Raw genomic sequence first — 23,522 nt, forward strand, 5'->3', positions numbered from 1 at the left:
TATCGGTATGGCAATGCGAAAAAGTCGTTTGAGCAAGGACAAGCAGCTTCGTTTAATCGAACATTTTGTGGCTGGCACGACAGCTCGTTGCGCTGCCGATCTGGTTGGTGTGAACGTCAAAACAGCCGCCTATTACTTTCACCGGCTCCGGGAAATCATAGCGGTAGAAGAGTCCTGTGAAGGGATGGATTTTGGCGAATTTGAGGTCGATGAGAGCTACTTCGGTGGCAAGCGAAAGGGCAAAAGAGGACGTGGGGCGGCTGGTAAGGTTCCTGTTTTTGGAATCCTTAAAAGGGGCGGGAAGGTCTATACACAGGTGATTCCTGATGCGAAAGGTAAAACCTTGCTTCCCATTATTCAGGAAAGAATCCAGCCAGACAGTGTGGTTTACTCGGACTGCTGGTATGGCTACAATGTCCTTGATGTGTCAGCGTTCAAACACTTCCGAATCAACCACTCGAAGCTGTTTGCAGATAGCCACAACCACATCAATGGAATCGAGAATTTTTGGAACCAGGCCAAACGCCATATGAGGAAATTCAACGGCATTCCAACCAAGCATTTTTCTCTGTTTTTAAAGGAATGCGAGTGGCGTTTTAATAACAGCAATCCGCGAAGCCAGTTTAAACAACTGAAACAGTGGGTTAGAAGACATATGGGCTAGTTATCTGGTACAGCCCCAATATGTATTGTGGTTTCTATCAGGGAATGCCGCTTCTTGGTCTGTTGGATGAAACAGAGAAATCGCTGGATTTCAGTCGGTCGCGCCACAATCAGTGGGCTGTCGATCTGCTGGAGGGCGGTATCCGTGTCATGCGACTGCTCAATGATCCCGATTTTAACAGCGTGGCAACCTTTGATCATGAGCAGCGATATCTGGATCGGGTCGAAAAAAACGGCAATATCCAGGTTACCTGCATTTACAATGTGATTCGGTCATTCCAGCTTGTTGTCATGAACGATTGGGAACAGGCCCTGATCTATTCCGATCGGGCAAACGAGTTGATCTACACAGTGGGTACGCAGGGGTTGCTGCCGTGGCCCGAACATTTGTTGATACGGGGGTTGATCCTCGCAGTATTGCACAACGACGCCAGCAGTGAGCAACAGGCTCTCTGGAGCCGGGAGTTGCAGGTCATTCGCGAACGGATGCGTGTGTGGGCTGCGAATTGCCCGGAGAACTACCGTTTCAAGTCGCATTTGCTGGAAGCGGAACTGGCTCGAATGGACAACCGAAGCGATGATGTCGTTTACCATTTCGAGATGGCCATCTCTACCGCGGCCGGTGGTGGATTCCTTCAATGGGAGGGCGTTGCCAACGAACGTGCGGCCCGTTACTGGGAAGGAGAAAAGGTGGGCCAGGTGGCTCAACCTTACTGGCAACAGGCTTATAGTTGCTACGAGAACTGGGATGCCCAAGCCAAGCTCTCGGCCATGGAAACCCACATATGGGAAACGCTACAGGGCGTGTTGTTCAAGGGCGGGGATTGCGATGCAGACAGTGATCGGGGCGTCGTCTGCCGTGCCTTGTTTGATAAGCAGCTTGCTTTCCTTCGTTCAAAGGAAATGCAGGTTGAAGAGTTCGCCAAGCGGCGCAGCGCTGAACGACAGGCCGAAGAATTGGCAAAGGCCACCGAGCGCCTTCGTGAAGAAGTGGCCCGCCGCAGGGAAACAGAGAAGTATCTCCGTGAAAGCGAGGAACGCTTCCGGTTGACCTTTGATAATTCCCCCATCGGTGCGGCCCTTGTTGCACGGGACCTGTCTTTTATTCGGGCCAATGAAGCCATGTGCGAATTGCTCGGATACAGCGAAGAAGAATTGAAGGGGCTGCCCTTTACCGATGTGGTCCACCCTGATGATGTGGAAGCGAATGCGCAGGTGTTTGAGCGGATTATCAATCTGGAAGACGAGTCGCTGACCGTGGAGAAGCGGTATGTGACCAATGAAGGTGACACGGTCTGGGCCAAGCTCTCGGTCAGTGCGATACTGGATGAGGATGGCGATGCGGAGTACTGCCTCCCCATGCTGGAAGATATCACCGAACGCCGCAGGGCTGAGGAAAACCTCATTTCCGCCAAGGAAGATGCCTTGAACGCCAACAAGGCCAAATCGCAGTTCCTTGCCAACATGAGCCATGAGATCAGAACGCCGATCAACGGCATCATGGGTATGTTGCAGCTCATGCAGACAACAAATCTCAATAACGAGCAAAACGGCTATACTGAGACTGCCATTGAATCGTGCCAGCGGCTGACACAACTTCTTTCCGATATTCTGGATCTCTCCAGAGTGGAGGCCGGACATCTGGAAATAACCAATGCTTCCTTCGACTTGAAGCAGACATTGGATATCGTGGCCAAACTGTTTGAGCCGGTCATGCGGCAGCAGGGCATCAACTTTGATGTCCATATTGATGCCGACCTCCCCGAGCATGTATTGGGCGATGCCCTTCGGCTGCAACAGGTCTTGAGCAACCTCGTGGGTAATGCCGTTAAATTTACGGATTCAGGTACTATCAAGTTGGAATCCTGGGTTGTCGGCCCGAGGGATACGCAGGAAAGAAGAATCCTGTTCCATGTGGCCGATAGTGGTATTGGCATACCGGATGACAAGCAGGAGATGTTGTTCGAGGCGTTCGTGCAGGGGGAAACATCGTATACCCGTCGATATCAGGGCGCCGGACTGGGATTGGCCATTTCCAAGGAACTGATAGAATTGATGGGTGGAACCCTTGCCATGTCGAGCACGGAAGGCGAGGGAACCGAATTTTATGTTTCCATTCCCTACACGGTCGCGACGGTGGAGCGGGCCGAGAGTGTAGTGAACGACAGCACGCAGGAGGAGAAGCCGGTCAATGTGCTGCTCGCCGAAGATGATCGGGTCAGCAACAAGGCGGTTACGCGATTACTTGAAAAGCGTGGTCATGTTGTTTGTTCGGTGGATAATGGCGGCTCTGTTCTTTCGGCTCTGGCGGAACAGGACTTCGACCTGATCCTGATGGATATCCAGATGCCGGTCATGGATGGTCTGGAAACGACCACGGCCATCCGGCGAGGCGATGCGGGTGAAACCAAAAAGAATATCCCCATCATTGCACTGACGGCGTACGCCATGGGCGGCGACAAGGAGCGTTTCCTTGATAGCGGAATGGATGGCTACATCTCCAAACCCGTGGAAACCGATGCGCTCCACAATCTGATCCTCGAATATTCAGGAGAAAGCCAGGACAGCAAATCCACATAGCAGTGGCGAATACTCGACTTGCAATAAGAAAACCGGCTTCGGACGATTATCCGAAGCCGGTTTGTTTGTTGGGATGCTACCTATAGCACTTTGAACTTCTTGGTTGATCCAGAACGTTGATCCACGAGGTGAACCGAACAGGCGATGCACGGGTCGAATGAGTGAATGGTTCGCAGAATCTCGATCGGACGATCCAGATCAGGACAAGGGCAACCGATAAGCGATTGTTCAGCCGGGCTGAGTTTGCCTTCGGCACAGCGGGGGCCGAGGTTCCATGTTGACGGCACCACCATCTGGAAGTTCTCGATCTTACCGTTTTCAATTCGAATCCAGTGGGAGAGAGCGCCGCGGGTGACCGCACAGGTACCCACGCCCTTGGCGGAATCCACCATCTTCCACTTCTTGTAGATGTCGTCGTCACCGGCACTGATCCGTTCGGCCGTTGCATCAATCCATCCTTCCATGCGGCGGGTGAGCATGGTGGTTTCGATGACGCGGGAGATGGTGCGCCCCATGGTGGAGAAGAGCTGGTCCGGTTTCATGCCCGACTGTTTGAAGAAGTCGTCGAACATAGTGCGGGTTTCCTTTTCCTTTCTGGCGTAGGCGATAGCGCGTCGTGCCAGCGGGCCGGTCTCCATTGGTTCGGTCTTGTACCGTGGCGCTTTGGACCAGGAGTACTTTTCCTTGTCATCGTAGCTGGTATATTTAGGTTTGGTCTCGCCGTCGTATGGTTTGAGGACCGAGTCCCCTTCATACCAACTGCGGGAGACGTGCTCGTCGATCTCATCCATCTTGAGCTTTTCAACATCGCTGAGTGAATTCCCCCACAACACGCCGGAGCTGAAGTAGGGATCTTTGCCGGATTCCGGGTCGAGGAATTCGTTGAATGCAAAGAAGTTCTTGGTCTTTCCGTAACTGAGAGCCTCAGGGTAGCGCTGGGTCATGAGCAGGATATCCGGCATCATGGCGTTTTCGACAAACTCCAGTGTCTTCTTCCAGATGGCGCGGAAGTGCTCGATCACCTCCGGTCGCAGGCTGTCGTAGCAGGTCACGCCACCCACGACCATGGTCTGGGCATGGGGGTTCTTGCCGGCGAACAGGGCCATGGCGCGTCCCAGCTCAAGCTGAATGCGCAGCCCTTCAAAGTAATGGGCTGCCATGATCAGATTTTCTTCCGGGGACAGGCGATACGCCTTGTTGCCGCCGAGGAAGTAGGCGTTTTCCAGAATGCCGAGCTGTCCATTCTCCACAAAGTCCTTGAGGCGCTTCTGGATAATGTACAGGTCGGCCGGGTTGCTTCCCCTGTTGCTGGTGTTTCCGACAATCGTTCCAGCTTTGGAAGGATCGGCGGATATGGCGGCGGCCATGTCTATCCAGTCCAGCCCGTGCAGGTGATAGAAGTGTACGAGATGGTCATGAATAATCAGGGCCGAAAGGATAAGATGACGAATCAATTCCGCCAGAGGCGGGGCCTTGAGGTTGAGCGCATCCTCGATGGCGCGGATGCTGGTCAGGGCGTGTGTATTGGTGCAGACGCCGCACGCACGTTGGGTAAACAGCGGGGCGTCTTCGGGTGGTCTGCCTTTGAGTATCTGTTCGATGCCTCGGAACAGCTGCGTGCTGACCCAGGCGTTTTTAACGCGGTCGTTCTCCAGCTCAACCTCCACTTTGAGGTGGCCTTCGATTCGCGTCACCGGGTCTACGATCAACCGCTTGCCGGTGCTTGTGGCTGTATTCTGACTCATGCGGATTTCCTCCTTCGGGATGGCGCGGGTTAGCTCTTGGTTCCATCTTCGATCGGATGGAAGAACGGTGAATAGTCATCCCAGAAATTGGGTTCGCTGCAACCAATGCAGGGCGCTCCGGCCTTGACCGGCCAGTTGACCTGATTGAACAGGGCCGTGGGGCAGTTGTTGTAGGTATATGGTCCCTTGCAGCCGAGCTGGTACAGGCACCATCCCTTCTTGGCTTCGTCACTGTCGAAACTGGGGGCGAATTCGCCCTTGTTGAAGTGCTCCTGACGGGGGCAGTGCGCGTGGACGGTATCGCCGTAGAATTGTACCGGGCGATTCCAGGTGTCGAGCTTGGGCATGCCCTTGGTCAGCAGATGGACCACGGTCCCCACGAAGTTCATGGGGTTGGGCGGGCAACCGGCGATGTTGATCGCCTTGACGCCCACGGCTTCGAGTGCGTTGTTCACGCCCTTGGCGCCGGATGGGTTGGGAGTTGCCGCCTGGATGCCGCCAAAACTGGCGCATGATCCCATGGCGATGGTTGCAATGGCCTTGGAAGCCACACGGGCGCAGAGTTGAAACATGGTTTCGCCGCCGACCTTGCCATATTCTCCACCGTGGTAAGTGGGGATACCGCCTTCGATGACGCAGATGTACCCTTCGGGATTGCGCAGGGCTTTTTCCAGTGCGGCATGGGCTGCTGCGCCGGAAGCGGCCATGACCGTTTCGCAGTAGTCGAGCGAGATGGTACTCATGATGATCTCATCAAAGTACGGCTCATATGCTCGGAGCAGACCTTCGGTGCAGCCGGTACATTCAGCGCAGTGCAGGTAGACGACGGATGGACGCTTCTTATTGGTCAGTGCATGGGCGATCTGTGGTGCGAAGGCTGGTCCCATTCCGATGAATGTTGCCATCAGACCGCAGAACTTCATGAATTCCCGTCGGCTGGGCTTCTTGTCCCCGGCCAACATCTTCAATGAGTCGAATTTGTTTCCATTGGGCATACGATACTCCTTCGGCTAACGGGGCTTGTGGCAGGCAGTGGTGCAGCCTACCGGGTTCTTGCCGCCTTGAGTTCGTCTCTGGGTGTGACAGCCCAGGCAGCTGGGCGGTCCGTCAGAGTGCCATGCCCGGTAGAAGCCGGAAGGCTCTTTGGGATCATCATCGGTGTGACATTGGCGACATGCGACGAATTCCCCCAGCGTCTTGTCGGATTCCTTGTGGTGACAGTCCCGGCAGGGCACCCGTATGGCGTGGAACCCATGCGCAAAGGTGACCTTGTCGACCCAGGTATTCAGCATTTTGTTGCCTTTTACTCTGTCCAAAACGATTTTGTCGGGGACTTCGTATGCCGTGGCCGCCGAAACGGTCAGAACGGCGACAACAGCCCCTGCCATGAAGAGCAGAACCGTGCGAAACATAGATCCTCCAAACCTAAATATGGAAGGGGCTGTACCAGATAACTCCTTTGGGTTATCGGTATGGCAATGCGAAAAAGTCGTTTGAGCAAGGACAAGCAGCTTCGTTTAATCGAACATTTTGTGGCTGGCACGACAGCTCGTTGCGCTGCCGATCTGGTTGGTGTGAACGTCAAAACAGCCGCCTATTACTTTCACCGGCTCCGGGAAATCATAGCGGTAGAAGAGTCCTGTGAAGGGATGGATTTTGGCGAATTTGAGGTCGATGAGAGCTACTTCGGTGGCAAGCGAAAGGGCAAAAGAGGACGTGGGGCGGCTGGTAAGGTTCCTGTTTTTGGAATCCTTAAAAGGGGCGGGAAGGTCTATACACAGGTGATTCCTGATGCGAAAGGTAAAACCTTGCTTCCCATTATTCAGGAAAGAATCCAGCCAGACAGTGTGGTTTACTCGGACTGCTGGTATGGCTACAATGTCCTTGATGTGTCAGCGTTCAAACACTTCCGAATCAACCACTCGAAGCTGTTTGCAGATAGCCACAACCACATCAATGGAATCGAGAATTTTTGGAACCAGGCCAAACGCCATATGAGGAAATTCAACGGCATTCCAACCAAGCATTTTTCTCTGTTTTTAAAGGAATGCGAGTGGCGTTTTAATAACAGCAATCCGCGAAGCCAGTTTAAACAACTGAAACAGTGGGTTAGAAGACATATGGGCTAGTTATCTGGTACAGCCCCATATGGAATATACAAGTTATCCCACAATAGCGGAAAATATCACCTTGTAAATATGATCTATGGTATCACAGCGGAATTTATAACATGGCGCTACAAGCCATGTTGTTTGCATAGGTGGAAGGTATGATCAGGTAATCTGGGTGGTTAAGGGTAGAATTCGGCTGCTTTTTGGCGCACGGTCTCTCCGATATCCCTACCGGAACGCGCTATATCTTGCGCCGAGTGTACGCTCTCAACCAAACCATTCCGGTAGACGGCAACGGATTGGGCAAAGGATTCGACTTCATCCGAGTCGTGGGTAACCAGGATCATGGGAATGTCGAATTGTTGCAGTGTGCTTGAGAGTTCCTCGCGCATCCGGATTCTCAGGGGCTGGTCCAGCGCACTGAATGGTTCATCCAGAAGCAGTATGTCGGGAGAAGGAGCCAGCGCCCGGGCCAGCGCTGCACGCTGTTGCTGCCCGCCCGAAAGGGCAGACGGTTTTTGCTCGGCGACTCGTTCCAGACCAAAGGTTGCTACAAGCTCCTGAACACGCTCCCTGTTTTCATCGGAAATATTGCCCAGAAGCGGTTTGAGCCCGAATCCAATGTTCTCTCTGACAGTCAGGTGAGGAAACAGGGCATAGTTCTGAAAGACATAGCCCACGCGGCGCTTGCGGGTCGGGATATTGATGCCGTTATCTGCATCATAAAGGGTGGTGCCGTTGATGCGGATATATCCTTCATCGGGCGTGAGCATACCGGCAATGGCTTGCAGGGTCAGGGTCTTGCCCGAACCGGAAGGGCCGAAGAGCACAATGGCGCGGTCTTCGGTGGTGAAGCGGGCGCTGAGGAGGAACTCTTCTCCCCCGCAGCGCAGCGCTTTTTTTATGTCGAGTTCAAATGTCATGTCTGATCGGATGGTTACGGCTTCTTGAAACCCCGGCCTTCCAGCAGCTTGATCCCGGCTTCACTTTGTACAAATGCGACAAAGTCTTCAGCCAGTTTGCTTTCCTCTGCGTTCTTGAGCGATGCAATGGGGTAGCTCACAGGGGCCTTGAGCGGGATTTCCGTAATAATGGAGACCGTGTCGTCGGCTTTGACCGCGTCGGTCCGATACACGAATCCGCAGTCCACTTCACCGCGAGACAGGTAATCCAGCACCTGACGGACGGACTCGGCGTAGATCATCTTTGTTGTCAGCGCGTCGTAGAGTTCCATGGTGTCCAGGGCTTCCTTGGCGTATTGCCCGGCAGGGACGGTTTCCGGTGTACCGATGCCAATGCTCTGCACGCCGTTTCCTTTCAGGTCATCCACGCTGGTCACATTGGCAGGGTTGTCCTTCGGTGTTGCCAGTACGAGTGAGTTGCGAGCGAAAACCACCACTGCGGATTCGTCTGCAAATCCTTTGCTAACCGCTTTCTTCATCCATTTCGGATTGGCGGAAGCGTAGACGTCCACCGGCGCTCCCTGTTGAATCTGACGATACAGCGCGCCGGATGAGGCGAAGTTCATGATGACATTGACGCCGGGATGCTGTGCTTCGAAGGCGGGTTCGATGTCGCTGAAGGCATCGGTGAGGCTGGCAGCGGCGGAAACGATCAGCTCCCGGGCATGGGAGGTGGCCGGGACCGCGGTTACCATGGTCAAGGCGATGAGTATGTAGAGAATTCGAGAAAGCATAAGTGTCTCCTTGTTGGGATTAACAGCGTGGTTTCAAGAGTTTGCTGGTGGTCATCAGTATGATGACGCAAACAATGCTGATGATCAGGACCAATGAATTAGCCAATGCGTCATTTCCGGCCTGCACCGCGGAATACACGGCCAGGGAAAGAGTCTGGGTACGGCCCGGGAGATTGCCGGCGACCATGAGAGTCGCGCCGAATTCGCCCATGGCCCGGGCAAATGCAAGCATGCCTCCAGAGAGAATGCCGCGAAATGCAATGGGCAGTGACACACGCAGAAAAACCGCCAGCTCGTTTTGTCCCAATGTCCGGGCAGCATCTTCATACTGCCTGCTGACACTTTCCAGAGCGGCTCGTGCTGATTTGAAAACAAGGGGAAAGGCGACCACGGTTGCGGCGATGACCGCTCCCTGCCAGGTGAACATGAGCGTGATGCCGAAAGTCTCTTGCAGCCATTGCCCGACAACGCCTCGTCTGCCGATGAAGACCAGCAGGTAGTACCCCAGCACCGTCGGGGGCATGACCATGGGCAGCGTACACACGGCATCTACAAAGTCCCGCCCGAAGAATCGCCAGCGTGCGAGGGCATAGGCTGCGGCCACACCGAGTATCAATGACATGAATGTCGCCAGTCCCGCCACTTTGAGTGTCAGCAGAAGCGGATCGAGAAATGCGGGTTCGGTTATGTTTATCCAGGCAATATTCATGTCAATCGGCAGCGGTGTCTGCTGCCATGGTTGATGGGGTTATCGCTGATGCGCAAACAGAGATATCTGTGGGCGTGAGAAATCATGCGTTGATCAAAGCAAGCTCCATTCCATACAGGCTGTTTCTCTATAACTGCCTGATGCAAAAGCACTTTATTTCAAAGTTCCTTATGCAGAAGTGACGTTTCTCATACAGAAATGTCACTCTGTAATGAATGTACATACATTATTGTCATCTTTTGCCAATACAAAGTGTAATTCCTACCAAAAGACTAGAAAATGCAGTGATCTACCTCGTTGACTGACTCGTGATCAGACGTCCGAGCGGTTCTAGGCCGCAGGTCGCAACTCCTGCCGGATGGCGGAAGTCAGTACTTCTTTGGCAAACGTGCGATCAATCCTGTCGGTCACTCTGTGCAGCAGCGGATAATCGTGGCTGATGGCAAGAATCCCCACGTCGTGTTTTCTAGCCCAGCCAAGGACGGCGTTCCAGACCATGGCCTGGGTGTTCGGGTCGAGCATGGCGGTCATTTCATCTGCAATAAGGTAGCGCGTCTTCTCCGTCATGACCCGCGCCAATGCCAGACGTTGCAACTCGCCACCGGAAAGCTCGTGCGGGTAGCGATGCAGCCACTTGGGGTCGATGTTGAGCTTGCCGAGTATGGATGGTGACGGCGTATACCCTTCAGCAATGGAATCACCGAGTTTCCATCGGGGATTCAGGGCGTTTTCCGGGTGCTGGAACAGCAATTGGACCGGACAGTAGCTATCGGTGGGCAGTGGCGCTCCGTCGCAGATGACAGCGCCGGTCTGCGGCTGCAGATAGCCAGCCAGTACTTTGGCAAAGGTTGTTTTTCCCTGCCCGCTTGGTCCCGGTAGCCCCACGACTTCCCCTGGGTTCAGTTGGAAATCCACATCGTTGATGATCATGGAGTCGTCGTTGTAGCCGTAGGATATGGCTTTGCACTCAAGCATGAAAACACCTCACTTGGGTTGCGCCTGTCTTGTGCAGGCTCGGCGCATTGGTCTCGCAGGAAGGCTGCCGGTTGGGGCAGCGGTCATGGAAGATACATCCGCTGATGATGTCATCCTCGGAGGGTTGGTTGCCGCTCAGGTATTGAAATCCATTGCGTGGCAGGGCGTTCCATAGCGCTTTGGTGTAGGGGTGCACGGTTGTGCCGTCCCTGAAATGAGCGGCCGGGGCGACTTCCACTGTGGTGCCTGCGTAAATGACAGCCACATTGTCGGCAACGTCCACGGCTGATTCCAGATCATGGGTGATCAGTATGACGCCCTTGCCGCCATCGGCCAGTTCCCGCAGGTGATGCAGGGTCTGAATGGTGGCGTCGGCATCAAGGCCGGTCGTGGGTTCGTCTGCGATGAGCAGTGAGGCATCCCCGGCAGTGGCGGTGGCGGTCAGCACCCTGCGCGCCATGCCGCCGGAAACCTGAAACGGATACATGGGCGCTACTTCCTTGCCGAGACCATAGCGGCTGAATGCCATATCCCTGTTCTTGCATGCACTGTCGCGGCACTGCCCACTCAAGCGGGATGCGCGGTAGACCTGTTTGCCGACGCGTGACAGGGGATTGAGATAGGCTACGGATTGCGGAATGAGCGCGAGTTCGCGACCCCGGAGCTTCTTGGCCCGCTTCAGGGTCACCTGTTCCTTTTGATACAGAATCGTTCCGCCTGTCTGTGCGTTTGAGGGCAGAAGGCCGAGCAGGGCATGGGCCAGCAGACTTTTGCCCGAGCCGCTTGATCCCACAACTGCGAGAATGGAACCGGCGTCGAGGTCCAGTGAGAGGTCGCGAACGGGCTGGATGATCTTTCTTCGCCAGCCGCCGTCGTACCTTGTGAATTGTATGGACAGATTGTGCACGGAAAGCATGGTTACTCCTGATTGGTCCGGGGATCGGTGAGGACGCGCAGGGTGTTGCCCAGCACATCGAACAGCTTCACGGTTATCAGCAGCGCCACCCCGGGCAGGATGGCGAGCCACCAGTAGCCGGTGGATAGATGGCGCATGGACTCGGAGAGCAGGATGCCGATGGACGGCGTGTGCGGAGTCAGGCCGAATCCGAGGAAGGTCAGCCCTGCGGCATGCAGGATGGCGTGGGGGAAAAGCAGGATCAGGCCGATGATGAACTGCGGTATGATGTGCGGCAGCATGTGCTTTCTGGCGATCCACCAGTTGGAGCGTCCCAGTCGGCGAGAGATCAGGACAAACTCGGCCTGTTTCAGTTGCAGTACCTCAGCCCGGATGATGCGCGCCAGTCGTGTCCAGTGGGAAATAGCGACCGCGATGATGACACCGGTTGCCCCGCCACCGCAGGCAAAGGAGACCAGAATGAGCAGCACCAGATGGGGAGTGGCCATGACCAGATCGATGAGGGTGGAGATGACCGTATCCGTCTTGCGCCCCATGGTTGCCGAGAGAACGCCCAGCACGATGGAAATGAATGAACTGACGGTTGCAGCCAGCAGACCGATGTAGAGGCTGCGGTTCAACCCCTTGATGGTGCGAACCAGCATGTCCCGGCCCAGCCAGTCGGTCCCGAAGGGAAAGGCGAGGCTGGGGGCGATCTTCTTCTGCATGAAGTTGGTTGCCAGTCCTGCGTCGTCCATCAGCCATCCCGCCACGATGAGAACACAGAAAAACAGCAGGCAGAGTCCCGCTGTCCACAAGGCCCGGGTTCGACGGTTTCCGCGAGTGGAAAAAAAGGATGATGGTGCTGCGTGCGATATGGTTTCGGTCACGCTCATGCTGCCTCCTCCATGTTCATTCGGATGCGCGGATCGAGCACGCCATACAACATGTCGGCGATGAAGTTGCCGGTGAAGACAAAGAGGGCACTAAATAAGGTGATGCCAAGCAGGAGCGGAACATCGCCGCGTATGCCTGCTTCGACCGTGGCCTTGCCCAGCCCCGGATAGGCGAACACCTGCTCGGCCAGAACAGACCCGCCGAACAGTTCGCCAAGGGAAGCAAATTGCAGGGTGACAGCCGGGAGCGCCACGTTACGCAATGCGTGCCGCCACGCAACGCCTGCACGGGACTCGCCCTGTGCAAAGGCAAAGAGGGCGTACTCGCTGTTCATGGCGTCGATGGTCTTCTCTCGTGTATGGAGCGCTATCTGGGCCACGCCGATGACGGAGAGTGTTGCAGCCGGGAGGATCAGGTGCTGGATTCGTTGCCACAGGGTTGCATCATCTGGCGAGACACCCGGCGGTGTGGCGCAGCAGAACGGCGTGATACCCAGTGATACGGAAAAGACCGCCAGCAACACGATCCCCATCCAGAAGGAAGGCGTGGAGGCCAGTGTGTAGGCGTACAGGCGGATGGTACGGTCCAGCCATGAGTCGCGACGCATTCCGGCTAGCACGCCGAGGATGAATCCGAGTACACCGGAAATGGTCCACGCTGAGGCCATGAGCCAGAACGAGGTCATGAACCGCTTGCCGATGACCGTTGTCACCGGTTCATTGAAGATGATGGAGGTGCCGAGATCGCCTTGAAGGGCATTGCCTGCCCAGATGAAGAACCGTTCGGCAGCGGGTTTGTCCAATCCCCACCGTTCGATGATTTGCTGCTCCTGTTCGGTGCTTATCTGCATGCGGTCAAGCCCGATATAGGCCGACACCGGATCAATGGGAGCGAGGGATACCAGAGTGAATGCGAGAACCGAAACCAACCCCATGATCAGGATCAGTCGTCCGGCCTTGCCGAGTAAAAATGAAGGGGATGCCGTGTGCATGGGGATTCCTTGTTCAGGGTGGCAGTGGAGGACTGCCACCCTGAAGACGGGAGGTTAGTCGATCCACTTCCATTGGTGGATGTTGGCAGTGATGGGCCAGCCGTGACCGTGCGGTTCAATCTGCGATGCGCCTACGTCGAGGTGTTCATTAATGAAGTAGACGTGATCGAGATTGACCAGCCAGGCCCACGGCGCATCGCCTTGGGCGCTGGCTCCGGTCGTTCCATCCCACTGCGCTTTTTTCCAATAGGTCAGGGAGGATTCGTAATCCGGGGCCGCAATGGCCTTTTCCAGATACTCGTCCACAACGGGGTTATTGTAGAAGCCGGAGTTGTTCCAGCCGTCACCGGCGTATTTGCTGTTGTACAAATGGTACAGTTCGATGGGATCATGACTGCCCCAGCCGAAGACGATGACCTCGGAATGCATGAGGTGCTTGATCTCGTCCCAACTGCGCTTGCCTTCCACATTGGCCTTGATACCGATCTGCGCGAGCATGTCGGCGCAGGCAAGGGCGAGGTACTGGCGGGTGCTGCGTGTGGCCGGATAGATGATGGTGATTTCGGCTTTGACGCCGTCCTTTTCCACGATGCCGTCGCCATCGGTGTCATTCCAGCCCGCTTTTTTCAGCAGGGCCTTGGCTGCGGCTGGATCGCCGTCATCAATGCGGTTGGCGGGGTTGTCCCAGGGAAGACCATCGCATACGCCGTATGCCGGACGTCCATACCCTTCGAGTACGCCGGAAACGAGCAGTTCACGATCCACAGCTATGTTGATGGCTTTGCGAATGGCAATGTCAGCGGTGACATTGTTCCCGATGGGAGCGCCTTTATCGGTCTTTTTCCCGGTGTTCGGCACAGTGGGGAACAACAGGCCTCGGTTATCAACACTTTGCACGGTGTGTCGGCGCATGCCCGGAAGTTCCTGACTGGCAAGGGCCTGTGGTACAACAACCACATCCACGCCGCCGGTCTTTGCTGCCGCGAACGAAGTGTCCTCATCAGTGAACAGGAAAACCAGTCGCTTGAAATGGGGCTCGTCCCCATAATAATGAGGGTTGCTCTCGGCGATCATCTGCTGGCCTTCATTCCATTCAACCATCTTGTATGGACCGGATCCGATGGGGGTGCGGGCATATCCCGGACCATGGGTCTCTGCCGGGACGATTCCCAGGCTGACCAGCCTGTTGATGAAGGTCGTGTCACGCTGCTTCAGTCGGAACTCGACAGTGTGTTTGTCGATGGCCTTTGCCGACTGCATCTTCATGAGATCGACTTTGCCACCGGCTGTGGCTGCTGTCGTGAAAGTGTAAGCGACATCCTTGGCGGTGAGTTGCGTGCCGTCAGAGAAAAACGCATCATCACGAATGGTGACGCGCCAGATCAGTCCGTCTTCGGAGATGGTGTAATTCGTTGCCAGATCATTGACGATTTGCATATCGCTGTTTCGCATGAGCAGGGTGCTCTGGAACAGCGGGCTGCCGTATCTGCCCCATCCCAGAGTCGGATCATAACCATCATCAGGTTCGCCCTTGATGGCGAGGGTCAGGGAGTCTTTGGCTGCCGCAGGGGTGGTAAATGTCGTACCCAGCAGACAAAACAAAAGGGGGACAATGAGAATGAGTTTTCGATATGAAGAGCTGTTACATTGATGCATACGATCCTCTCGGTGGTACGTATTGTTAATAAGATTGCGTCTGGTAACACTTATTTAAAAAAAGTGTCAACAAGTGTGACGAAGTTGGAATAAGTATCCACAAGAGGTTGCTGCCTTGTGTTTTTGTCAGGCTAGAATCTCGGAATACACTTTACGGGACATCGTTCGAACATCGCTTCTCCCGGTGTTTTGGGGACGTGAGTTGATGTGTTGTGTGGTGCTGAATGCTGTTGTGCTCTGACTGTGCCAAGTTTTGACACAAACAGAGGTGGTAAAAGCCTAACCCGCTGCCATCAAAGCGTAATTGTGAGAAAAAAAGCCGCTTTTACTCTGAAAATGCGGAGAATGAATAACGGAAAAATGTTTATAGTTGTCTGTAATTAAATGGTTTATTTGCGCTTAGTGTCAAAGTGTGAGTAAGTCTTGTGTTTGTTGTCTAAGTGGGTGTTCTCTCCATAGAGAGTTTTTATGTCTAATCGGGCATAATAAAACTTTTGGACGGACAATGCTGAATCACACGACCGAACATACACATGCTGAAATGGGGCAGGGAAAACCTTTCTCCTTTGACGATTTCATTGAGCTGGCCACCTGGTTCCACAATTATCCTGCTCCCGGGCTGCTGCTTGGTGGGTACATGGTTGAAGTGGCTAAAAGCCACATCCCTGAAGGGGTGTTGTTTGATGCCGTCAGCGAGACATCCTGGTGCCTGCCGGATGCCGTGCAACTGCTGACCCCCTGCACGGTCGGCAACGGCTGGCTGCGTATCCGAAATACCGGTGTGTATGCCGTGTCACTCTTCGACAAGCATACCGGCGAAGGGGTTCGTGTCCGTCTGGATCCCGCAAAACTTGAAGATTTTCCTCACACCCGCTGCTGGCTGATGAAGACGAAACCCAAGGCGGATCAGGACTCCGATGCCTTGCGCAGGGAAATCCGCGAGCACGGCCCGGATATGCTCGAAGTGCAGAGCATCACGGTCAAACCCGAAGTCGTTCACAAGCGCAGCAAGGGAGCCATTGCCATCTGCCCCATCTGTGGCGACGCCTTTCCACAGCCACACGGGTCCATCTGCCGCAACTGCGCTGGCGAAAGTCCGTATGTTGACGATATGTCCGCTTCGTTGGTCGTGGATATCAAGGAAACCATCCCTTCGGTTCCGCTTCAGGAAAGCGTTGGCAAGGCAGTGGCTCACGATATGACGCGCATTGTCCCGGGCGAATCCAAGGGCGTTGCTTTTTCGCGAGGACACGTGGTCACAGCCGGTGATGTGTGCCGATTACAGCAGATGGGCCGGTTCAATCTGTATGTCGATCAGGAAGCGCCCAACGGGTTCATCCATGAAGATGATGCGGCTCGTTCCTTTGCCGATTCCATGTGCGGTTCAGGCGTCAAGCCGGTTGCCGATCCGCGGGAAGGGCGTGTGGATATGGTAGCCAAAAGCGATGGCCTGCTGATCATTGACGATGCCAAGCTCCGGGCGTTCAACTCCCTGCAACATGTCATGGCCGCATCCCGTCGCGAGTACAGTCTGGTTCGAGCCGGACGCCGTGTCGCCGCTACCCGGGCTATCCCCCTGTATCTGGATCAATCCGTTTTTGGCCGGGCCATGGCCATACTCAATGGAAAACCGGTTTTCTCCATTGCCCCAATAATGCAGGCCAAAGTCGGTCTGCTCATCACCGGTAATGAAGTGTTCAAAGGGCTGATCGAAGATCGCTTCGCCGATGTCATCACCGCAAAGGTCGCAGCACTGGGCAGTCGTGTCGTCAATACGTTGATTCGTCCCGACGACGCCACTGCCATTGCACAGGCGGCCACTGATCTGGAAGCCCAGGGGTGTGACCTGATAATCACCACCGCCGGACTGTCCGTCGATCCCGATGATGTCACCCGCCTCGGACTGGTCGAGGCCGGTCTGACCGATGCCCTTTACGGTATGCCGGTGCTGCCGGGTGCCATGACACTGGTTGGCAGGATTGGAAACGCTCGTGTGCTGGGTGTCCCGGCCTGCGCTTTGTTCCATAAGACCACCAGTCTTGATGTTCTGCTGCCGCGATTGTTGGCCGGTGTCTCCATCAGTCGCAATGATGTTGCCAAGCTCGGTAATGGCGGCATGTGCATGGAGTGTGCATCCTGCACGTTCCCCAAATGCCCCTTCGGGAGGTAGTCAATGAGAAACCCTCAGTCCAAGAAAGATCAGCCCGCACCTGTTGGGCCGACCATGCGGATGCATCTGTGGTTTGAAACCGAAGAGGGGGTTCTGTTCGGGCTGGGACGCTTACAGTTGATCCGACAGGTGGAACAGTGCGGTTCGCTCAAAGGCGCGGCCGAGTCCCTTGGAATGTCCTATCGGGGAGCATGGGGAAAGATCAAAACGACCGAAGAAGCGTTGGGAAAAAAACTCATTGAACGGGCCGCCAGTCGACGGGCCGGGTACCGCCTGACCCCCTTTGGAAGCGACCTCGCAAAGAGCTTTGATGAGTGGTACCGCGAGGTGGAACAGTTCGCTCTTGATAAGAGTCTGGAATATCTTCCGTTTTCTTTGAAGCAGTACGAGTGAAAGGAATCGCGTATCTTTTAATGTGTTAAATATAACATGTTGTAATAATTGTATTTAATGCTATCGTAGCAGTGCTCGAACATTTGGTTCGGGAAACAACACTGCCGAGCGACTTGTTGCGAGGCATAGACCAAGGAGGCCACAGGTATGAAACTCGACCGCCGAAGCTTTATGAAGCTCGCAGGCTCTGGAGCGGCGTGTCTCACCCTCGGGCAGCTCGGAGTCAGTCTTGCTCCGGTCAAAGCCTACGCTGCAGATATAAAAATATCCGGCGCCAAAGAGGTGGTGACAGTCTGTCCGTTCTGCTCCGTGAGCTGTCATGTCATAGGGCATGTCAAAGACGGTAAGCTCGTGAACACCGAAGGTGATCCCGACTTCCCTGTCAACGAAGGGTCGCTGTGCGCAAAAGGCGCAGCCATGTTCACCATGACCACCAGCCATCATCGACTGCAAAAGCCGTTGTATCGCGCTCCCTACAGTGAGAAGTGGGAAGAGAAAAGCTGGGAGTGGATGTTCGAGCGTATGGCCAGACGCATCAAGGACACCCGCGACAAGGATATCATCCTCAAGAACGACAAGGGCGACACCGTCAACAGACTGGAATCCATGTTCCTGCTGGGTACATCCCATGCGGGCAACGAGGAATGTGCCATCATCCACCAAGCAATGCGAGGCCTGGGCGTCGTTCATATGGACCACTAGGCACGTATTTGACACAGCGCAACTGTTGCGGCTCTGGGAGAGTCGTTCGGACGCGGTGCGATGACCAACCACTGGATCGACATCAAGAATGCCGATTCAATCCTTATAATGGGCAGTAATGCTGCCGAACACCATCCGATTTCATTCAAGTGGGTATTGCGAGCCAAGGACAAGGGCGCCACTGTCATGCATGTGGACCCGAAGTTCTCGCGTACCTCCGCCAGATCGGATTTCCACGTCCCCTTGCGGTCCGGAACGGACATCGCGTTTCTCGGGGGCATGATCAAGTACATTCTCGAAGAGGAAACCTACTTCAAGGAATACGTCGTTGAATACACCAACGCCTCGCTCATCGTGGGCAAGGATTACGGTTTCAAGAACGGCATATTCACCGGTTATGATGAAAAGACCCGCTCGTACGACAAGTCCAAGTGGGGATTTGAAATGGATGCCAACGGCGTTCCCAAGCGGGACAAGAGCCTTCAGCATCCCCGGTGTGTCTTCCAGTTGATGAAGAAGCACTACTCCAGGTACGGCCTGAATGCCGTTGCCCAGACCACCGGCGTCAGCGAGGAGAACCTGCTCAGGGTTTACCGCGCCTTTGCCGCCACCGGTCGCAAGGACAAGGCCGGAACCATCATGTATGCACTGGGCTGGACCCAGCATACGGTCGGCGTGCAGAACATTCGTTCCGCTGCCATCATCCAGCTCCTGCTGGGTAACCTCGGTGTGGCTGGAGGCGGTATCAACGCCCTTCGTGGTGAGCCGAACGTACAGGGCTCTACCGACCACACTCTGCTGTACCACATCATTCCCGGGTATATGGCCATGCCGCACAACGGCTGGCAGACCTATGATGAGTACATCAAGGCCAACACGCCTCAAACCAATGACCCGATGTCCGCCAACTGGTGGCAGCACAAGCCCAAGTACCTGGCCAGCCTTCTCAAGGCGTGGTACGGCGACAAGGCCACCAAGGAAAACGGCTTCTGTTACGAACTGCTTCCCAAGATCGAAAAGGGCGAGGACTACTCCTACATGTTCCTGTTCGATCGCATGTACAAGAATCAGATTCGCGGCGGGTTCATCATTGGTTTGAACCCCATGAACAGTGTGCCGAACTCCAACAAGATCAGAAAGGCGCTGGACAATCTGGACTGGCTGGTCACTTCCGAGCTTCACCACTCGGAGACCACCGACAACTGGCAGCGACCCGGCGTTGATCCCAAGAAGATCAAGACCGAAGTCTTCCTGCTGCCTTCGGCCCACCGTTTGGAGAAGGAAGGTTCCACAACCAACTCCGGTCGCTGGCTGCTCTGGCACAATCAGGCCATCAAGCCTGCTTACGAAGCCAAGCCGTTCGGCGATCTGTTCTGTGGCGTCGTGTCTCATGTGAAGAAGCTGTATGAAAAGGAAGGGGGAACCCATCCTGAAGCCGTCACATGGCTCGATTACCCGGAAACCTACGATCCTGAAGATCTGTGCGCCCGTATCAACGGACGTTTCACCAAGGATACGGTCATCAAGGGCAAGACGTACAAGAAGGGCCAGCAGGTGCCTTCGTTCACCGCCCTGACCGACGACGGTTCAACCATGAGCCTGAACTGGCTCTACGCCGGAAGCTACACCGAAGAAGGTGGCAACAAGGCCAAGCGCCGTGATGCCTCCCAGACTCCGATGCAGGCCAATATCGGTCTGTATCCGAAGTGGTCCTGGTGTTGGCCCGTCAACCGCCGCATCCTGTACAACCGCGCTTCCGTCGATCTCAACGGTAATCCGTACAACCCGGATAAGGCCGTTATCGAGTGGAAGGACGGCAAGTGGGTCGGCGACGTTCCCGATGGTGGCTGGCCGCCCATGGCTACCGGCAAGGGCAGATATCCGTTCATCATGTCCAAGCATGGACTCGGACAGATATTCGGTCCCGGCCGTCAGGACGGTCCGTTCTCCGAACATTATGAACCTGTGGAAACGCCGGTGGACAGCAACATGTTCTCCAAACAGTTGAACAGCCCGGTTTACAAGTTCGTATCCAGCGACATGGACAAATTGGCCAAGCCCGCTGATCCGGACTATCCCATCGTACTGACAACCTACAGCCTGACAGAGCACTGGTGCGGTGGCGGTGAAACCCGCAACGTGCCGAATCTGCTCGAAACCGAGCCGCAGCTCTACGTGGAGTTGAGCCCGGAACTGGCACAGGAGAAGGGCATTAACAACGGTGACGGTGTCATTGTTGAAAGCGCCCGCGGCAGAGTGGAAGCCTTTGCCATGGTCACGGTCCGCATGCGGCCCCTCAGGGTCCATGGTCGTATCATTCATGAAATCGGTATGCCGTTCTGCTTCGGTTGGACGACTCCCGGCACCGGTGACGCCACCAACCGGCTGACCCCGTCTGTCGGTGATCCGAATACGACTATCCCGGAATACAAAGCCTGTTGCGTAAACATTCGTAAGGCCGACAAGCTCACTGAGCTTGCAACCTAACGGAAAAGGAGACCGTCATGACCAAGACAATACTGGTAGACACGTCCCGCTGCACGGCTTGCCGCGGATGTCAGATAGCCTGCAAGGAATGGCATGGACTGGATGCCAACAAAACCACTCAGTATCAGTGGGGCAGCCATCAGAATCCACCGGATCTGAATCCCAACAACTATAAACTCGTCCGCTTCAGTGAGCATCTCGATGGCGACGTCATCCGCTGGAACTTTTTCCCGGATCAGTGCCGTCATTGCGACATGGCTCCCTGCAAGGAGACCGCTGATATCTACATTGAAGAAGCGATCGTCAGGGATGATACCACCGGGGCCATTCTCTTTACCGAGAAGACCCGTGAATACTCGGATGAGCAGTTCGAGGAGATCAGGGAATCCTGTCCCTACAACATCCCTCGCCGCAATATGGAAACCCGAATCATGGCCAAATGTACCATGTGCAACGACCGTATCCACAATGGCATGCCGCCTGCGTGCGTCAAGGTCTGCCCCACGGGCACCATGCAGTTCGGTGAGCGGGAAGACATGCTCAAAAAGGCTGAAGCGCGCCTCGAAGTGCTTAAAAAGGATTGGCCCGATGCCATGATGGCGGACCCGGATGATGTCAACGTCATCTTCCTGCTGATCGACAAGCCCGAGAACTATCATGAGTTCTCGGTTGCCGAAAACAGTGTCGGTCCCATGACGAAGAAGCAGTTCTTCGCTCAACTGGCCCGTCCTTTTAAGGCGATGAAAGCGTAGCCACAACCAATAACCATCCTCTCCCGACCGGTGCACCCGCAGGGTGCCCGGTTCGGGGAGGGTTTGATGGAGCATTGAATGAAATCCGCACCTGCCCTCGACACAGTTGAAAAGACACTTGAATCCATTCGCGTGAAAACTCCTGCCTATGAAGAATTGACGGAGCGTTTCGGTTCTCTGTTCAAAGCCGCGGCATCAGTCCATGATGAGTTGGTAAAACGTGGGATCGCGACAGCCGATATCAATCAGGCCCGGGTTGCAGCCGGTGCTCCTGTACTGGCCGGCAATGATATGGAAACGTGGCGAGATGATTTTGCAATGGCTGCCGAACGGCTCCTGCCTTCTCTGTGTGAAGTGCTCGAACTGGAGAGTGACGTCGCGGATCAATTGATCGAATATTTCGGGGATGCCGACAATGTCATGGGACTCGTTCGTGCCCGGATCGACGGTGACTGGCCTTTCTTTGAAAAGACCTCCGTACAACAGGATTCCGTCCCGCCTACCGTCATGTTGTATATTTCAGAGACCATCAGTTCACCCGTACTGGGTGCCATCGTCGATACCATGGACGAGTCCCTTTCCTCTTTGAACTGGCAGGAAGGGCATTGTCCGGCCTGCGGTTCATCCCCATCCATTTCCCACCTGTCCCCCAAGGAAGTCACTGACCTCGATCAGCTTGTGGGCGGCGGTGGAAAGAAGTTTCTGCACTGTTCTTTGTGTGGGTTCGATTGGCGCTTCAAGCGCAATGCATGTCCTTCCTGTGGCAATGAGGACAGCGAGACACGGGAAGTCTTTTATATTGATGACGTGCAGTACGAGCGTATCGAGGCGTGCCATCAGTGCGGGAAGTACTGTCTCAATATCGATATGCGTGAGTTTGACCCGCACCCGCATCTGGACGCTATCCAGATGGGTTTGATCCATTTGGATTTGTACGCCCGTAAGAACAGTCTGACACCTATCAAGCCAACCCTTTGGAACACCGTGGAATAGGAACAGTCATGGCTCTCCCGCATCTTAAAGCCGCCACCGCCGAACCGTTGCGAGGCGAAGAGAGAACTCAAGGGCTTACTCCCGCCAAGCTCTCTCGCCCGACCACGTTGCAACGGTACGAAAACGGACGGTTCCAATTCCACGGTGACTCCATTGCCGTTGAATCCGACCTGCGACTGATGATTGCCGGTCAACAGGAAGCCATCCTTTCACGGACACCGGGAGATGACCTCAACCTCGTTGCCGGTCATCTCTTTTCCTGTTCCCGGATAAGGGAGGCAGGAGATCTTGCCAATATTTCCTTCAACTATCGGGGCGTGGCCCGGGTGGATGTGGAATTGGCGGGATGTTCCGGCATCCGTCGAATCTACCCTTCGCCGAGGCCGGTCCGGGTGGCCCCGGAAATGCTGCTGGAGTTCAAGGAACGATTCGAGCGGCGTCAGAATCTGTATAAGAATACCGGCTCGACCCATGCTGCCGCTCTGTTTGCCGAGGATGGCGAACTGATCTCCTTTGGCGAGGACGTTGGAAGGCACAACGCCTTTGACAAGGCCGTGGGCCGCGCTCTTCTTGAGGGGAGTCTGGATAGGGTCGTTATCGCCATACTTTCGTCACGTCTGGCACTGGAATTGACCGTCAAGGCGGCTGTGGCCAACATTCCCATCCTGTGCGGGTTCTCCGCCGCCACCAGTTCGGGCATCGGCTATGCCGAGGAGAACAACATAACCCTTGTCGGGAGGCTCAAAAGCTCTTCTTTCAACGTATATGCCCATGGATGGAGACTTCAGAGCGGCTGACCATCCGGGGGCGGATTCCATCATTTCGGCCTCCTGGTTCTGCTGTGGAAAAAACTGCATATTACGATCCTGTATGTTGTTCCTTTTATATCCAACATGTGATAACGGTCTGTTGCTTGTTGTAAAGGATAGACACAGGGGAAGATGAGTGTCTGTCTCGATTTATGTAGAGGGGTGGGGCCTTTGGTGGAGTCTTGCCGTGTGTTGGTTTTTGGCCGCACAAGGCAGGCGGTCACAACCGTACCGTATCGTTTAGGTGCGAGCGCGTCGTAATCCGTAGGTTCCTGCTTCTCCTCGTGTATATCAGATT

Annotated in this window: 19 protein-coding genes and 1 pseudogene; 9 read left to right on the top strand and 11 right to left on the bottom strand. The window is 55.0% G+C overall.

The genetic code is table 11. The annotated features are described in order from the left end of the window. Window positions 1-13: 13 nt before the first annotated feature. Entirely contained in the window at window positions 14-664 is a 651-nt protein-coding gene (locus DPRO_RS16815) for an IS1595 family transposase (protein ID WP_097012874.1), read from the top strand. A 20-nt stretch (window positions 665-684) separates the two neighbouring features. Further along, complete coding sequence (locus DPRO_RS16820) at window positions 685-3,243, top strand: PAS domain S-box protein (protein WP_097013112.1); 2,559 nt, start codon at window positions 685-687, stop codon at window positions 3,241-3,243. A gap of 80 nt (window positions 3,244-3,323) precedes the next feature. On the opposite strand, the gene DPRO_RS16825 is transcribed toward DPRO_RS16820, so the two are convergent. Genes DPRO_RS16825 through DPRO_RS16835 form a run of 3 tightly spaced genes read right to left on the bottom strand, consistent with a single transcriptional unit; the run spans window position 3,324 to window position 6,400 of the window. Then, window positions 3,324-4,988: a nickel-dependent hydrogenase large subunit gene (locus DPRO_RS16825; protein WP_097013113.1), complete on the bottom strand. Its 1,665-nt coding sequence runs from the start codon at window positions 4,986-4,988 to the stop codon at window positions 3,324-3,326. Window positions 4,989-5,017: 29 nt separating this feature from the next. Then, window positions 5,018-5,983: a hydrogenase small subunit gene (locus tag DPRO_RS16830; protein WP_097013114.1), complete on the bottom strand. Its 966-nt coding sequence runs from the start codon at window positions 5,981-5,983 to the stop codon at window positions 5,018-5,020. Between the two features lie 15 nt (window positions 5,984-5,998). Next, window positions 5,999-6,400, bottom strand: coding sequence for a cytochrome c3 family protein (locus tag DPRO_RS16835; protein WP_097013115.1), 402 nt, complete (start codon window positions 6,398-6,400; stop codon window positions 5,999-6,001). Between the two features lie 66 nt (window positions 6,401-6,466). On the opposite strand from DPRO_RS16835, the gene DPRO_RS16840 reads away from it, so the two are divergent. Then, window positions 6,467-7,117, top strand: coding sequence for an IS1595 family transposase (locus DPRO_RS16840; RefSeq protein WP_097012874.1), 651 nt, complete (start codon window positions 6,467-6,469; stop codon window positions 7,115-7,117). Between the two features lie 161 nt (window positions 7,118-7,278). Here the strand turns inward: DPRO_RS16840 and DPRO_RS16845 are convergent, their stop codons facing one another. The 8 genes from DPRO_RS16845 to DPRO_RS16880 all read right to left on the bottom strand — a co-directional run bounded on the left by DPRO_RS16845 (window position 7,279) and on the right by DPRO_RS16880 (window position 14,918). Beyond that, a complete protein-coding gene (locus tag DPRO_RS16845; RefSeq protein WP_097013116.1) occupies window positions 7,279-8,022 on the bottom strand; it encodes an ATP-binding cassette domain-containing protein in 744 nt (247 codons plus the stop codon). Between the two features lie 14 nt (window positions 8,023-8,036). Then, complete coding sequence (gene modA / locus DPRO_RS16850) at window positions 8,037-8,795, bottom strand: molybdate ABC transporter substrate-binding protein (protein ID WP_097013117.1); 759 nt, start codon at window positions 8,793-8,795, stop codon at window positions 8,037-8,039. A 19-nt stretch (window positions 8,796-8,814) separates the two neighbouring features. Then, window positions 8,815-9,504, bottom strand: coding sequence for a molybdate ABC transporter permease subunit (modB, locus tag DPRO_RS16855; RefSeq protein WP_173806811.1), 690 nt, complete (start codon window positions 9,502-9,504; stop codon window positions 8,815-8,817). Window positions 9,505-9,834: 330 nt separating this feature from the next. Beyond that, window positions 9,835-10,479, bottom strand: a complete 645-nt coding sequence (locus DPRO_RS16860; protein WP_097013118.1) for an ABC transporter ATP-binding protein — start codon at window positions 10,477-10,479, stop codon at window positions 9,835-9,837. Continuing rightward, window positions 10,472-11,395 (bottom strand): oligopeptide/dipeptide ABC transporter ATP-binding protein, encoded by a 924-nt coding sequence (locus DPRO_RS16865; protein WP_097013119.1) that lies wholly within the window; start codon window positions 11,393-11,395, stop codon window positions 10,472-10,474. The genes DPRO_RS16860 and DPRO_RS16865 overlap by 8 nt, the downstream gene beginning before the upstream one ends. Before the next feature lie 2 nt (window positions 11,396-11,397). Beyond that, window positions 11,398-12,270, bottom strand: coding sequence for an ABC transporter permease (locus tag DPRO_RS16870; RefSeq protein WP_097013120.1), 873 nt, complete (start codon window positions 12,268-12,270; stop codon window positions 11,398-11,400). Continuing rightward, a complete protein-coding gene (locus DPRO_RS16875; RefSeq protein WP_097013121.1) occupies window positions 12,267-13,262 on the bottom strand; it encodes an ABC transporter permease in 996 nt (331 codons plus the stop codon). The genes DPRO_RS16870 and DPRO_RS16875 overlap by 4 nt, the downstream gene beginning before the upstream one ends. Window positions 13,263-13,316: 54 nt before the next feature. Further along, a complete protein-coding gene (locus DPRO_RS16880) occupies window positions 13,317-14,918 on the bottom strand; it encodes an ABC transporter substrate-binding protein (protein ID WP_097013122.1) in 1,602 nt (533 codons plus the stop codon). 505 nt (window positions 14,919-15,423) lie between these two features. Between DPRO_RS16880 and DPRO_RS16885 the strand changes: the two genes are divergently transcribed. From DPRO_RS16885 to DPRO_RS16915, 6 genes and pseudogenes are all read left to right on the top strand, one after another. Next, window positions 15,424-17,088: an FmdE family protein gene (locus tag DPRO_RS16885; protein WP_232005633.1), complete on the top strand. Its 1,665-nt coding sequence runs from the start codon at window positions 15,424-15,426 to the stop codon at window positions 17,086-17,088. A 3-nt stretch (window positions 17,089-17,091) separates the two neighbouring features. Continuing rightward, on the top strand, window positions 17,092-17,481 hold the full coding sequence (locus DPRO_RS16890) for a winged helix-turn-helix domain-containing protein (protein ID WP_097013123.1): 390 nt from the start codon (window positions 17,092-17,094) through the stop codon (window positions 17,479-17,481). Between the two features lie 147 nt (window positions 17,482-17,628). Next, window positions 17,629-20,670: pseudogene (gene fdnG, locus DPRO_RS16900) on the top strand (formate dehydrogenase-N subunit alpha). Window positions 20,671-20,687: 17 nt separating this feature from the next. Further along, complete coding sequence (locus tag DPRO_RS16905; RefSeq protein WP_097013126.1) at window positions 20,688-21,422, top strand: 4Fe-4S dicluster domain-containing protein; 735 nt, start codon at window positions 20,688-20,690, stop codon at window positions 21,420-21,422. Window positions 21,423-21,500: 78 nt separating this feature from the next. Next, window positions 21,501-22,415: a formate dehydrogenase accessory protein FdhE gene (locus DPRO_RS16910; protein ID WP_097013127.1), complete on the top strand. Its 915-nt coding sequence runs from the start codon at window positions 21,501-21,503 to the stop codon at window positions 22,413-22,415. A gap of 8 nt (window positions 22,416-22,423) precedes the next feature. After that, window positions 22,424-23,212 carry a formate dehydrogenase accessory sulfurtransferase FdhD gene (locus DPRO_RS16915; protein ID WP_097013128.1) on the top strand — a complete coding sequence of 263 codons (789 nt, stop codon included), beginning with the start codon at window positions 22,424-22,426 and terminating at the stop codon, window positions 23,210-23,212. The last annotated feature ends 310 nt before the right edge of the window (window positions 23,213-23,522 follow it).

Source organism: Pseudodesulfovibrio profundus, assembly GCF_900217235.1.
In the GTDB taxonomy this organism is placed as follows: domain Bacteria; phylum Desulfobacterota; class Desulfovibrionia; order Desulfovibrionales; family Desulfovibrionaceae; genus Pseudodesulfovibrio; species Pseudodesulfovibrio profundus.

What these genes read in the sequence shown, in the direction of transcription:
- DPRO_RS16905 (WP_097013126.1), top strand. Translation starts at nt 20,688, where the DNA reads ATGACCAAGACAATACTGGTAGACACGTCCCGCTGCACGGCTTGCCGC.
- DPRO_RS16825 (WP_097013113.1), bottom strand. Translation starts at nt 4,988, where the DNA reads ATGAGTCAGAATACAGCCACAAGCACCGGCAAGCGGTTGATCGTAGAC.
- DPRO_RS16820 (WP_097013112.1), top strand. Translation starts at nt 685, where the DNA reads ATGTATTGTGGTTTCTATCAGGGAATGCCGCTTCTTGGTCTGTTGGAT.
- modB (WP_173806811.1), bottom strand. Translation starts at nt 9,504, where the DNA reads ATGAATATTGCCTGGATAAACATAACCGAACCCGCATTTCTCGATCCG.
- DPRO_RS16830 (WP_097013114.1), bottom strand. Translation starts at nt 5,983, where the DNA reads ATGCCCAATGGAAACAAATTCGACTCATTGAAGATGTTGGCCGGGGAC.
- DPRO_RS16865 (WP_097013119.1), bottom strand. Translation starts at nt 11,395, where the DNA reads ATGCTTTCCGTGCACAATCTGTCCATACAATTCACAAGGTACGACGGC.
- DPRO_RS16835 (WP_097013115.1), bottom strand. Translation starts at nt 6,400, where the DNA reads ATGTTTCGCACGGTTCTGCTCTTCATGGCAGGGGCTGTTGTCGCCGTT.
- DPRO_RS16910 (WP_097013127.1), top strand. Translation starts at nt 21,501, where the DNA reads ATGAAATCCGCACCTGCCCTCGACACAGTTGAAAAGACACTTGAATCC.
- DPRO_RS16875 (WP_097013121.1), bottom strand. Translation starts at nt 13,262, where the DNA reads ATGCACACGGCATCCCCTTCATTTTTACTCGGCAAGGCCGGACGACTG.
- DPRO_RS16860 (WP_097013118.1), bottom strand. Translation starts at nt 10,479, where the DNA reads ATGCTTGAGTGCAAAGCCATATCCTACGGCTACAACGACGACTCCATG.
- DPRO_RS16870 (WP_097013120.1), bottom strand. Translation starts at nt 12,270, where the DNA reads ATGAGCGTGACCGAAACCATATCGCACGCAGCACCATCATCCTTTTTT.
- modA (WP_097013117.1), bottom strand. Translation starts at nt 8,795, where the DNA reads ATGCTTTCTCGAATTCTCTACATACTCATCGCCTTGACCATGGTAACC.
- DPRO_RS16840 (WP_097012874.1), top strand. Translation starts at nt 6,467, where the DNA reads ATGCGAAAAAGTCGTTTGAGCAAGGACAAGCAGCTTCGTTTAATCGAA.
- DPRO_RS16915 (WP_097013128.1), top strand. Translation starts at nt 22,424, where the DNA reads ATGGCTCTCCCGCATCTTAAAGCCGCCACCGCCGAACCGTTGCGAGGC.
- DPRO_RS16880 (WP_097013122.1), bottom strand. Translation starts at nt 14,918, where the DNA reads ATGCATCAATGTAACAGCTCTTCATATCGAAAACTCATTCTCATTGTC.
- DPRO_RS16815 (WP_097012874.1), top strand. Translation starts at nt 14, where the DNA reads ATGCGAAAAAGTCGTTTGAGCAAGGACAAGCAGCTTCGTTTAATCGAA.
- DPRO_RS16890 (WP_097013123.1), top strand. Translation starts at nt 17,092, where the DNA reads ATGAGAAACCCTCAGTCCAAGAAAGATCAGCCCGCACCTGTTGGGCCG.
- DPRO_RS16845 (WP_097013116.1), bottom strand. Translation starts at nt 8,022, where the DNA reads ATGACATTTGAACTCGACATAAAAAAAGCGCTGCGCTGCGGGGGAGAA.
- DPRO_RS16885 (WP_232005633.1), top strand. Translation starts at nt 15,424, where the DNA reads ATGCTGAATCACACGACCGAACATACACATGCTGAAATGGGGCAGGGA.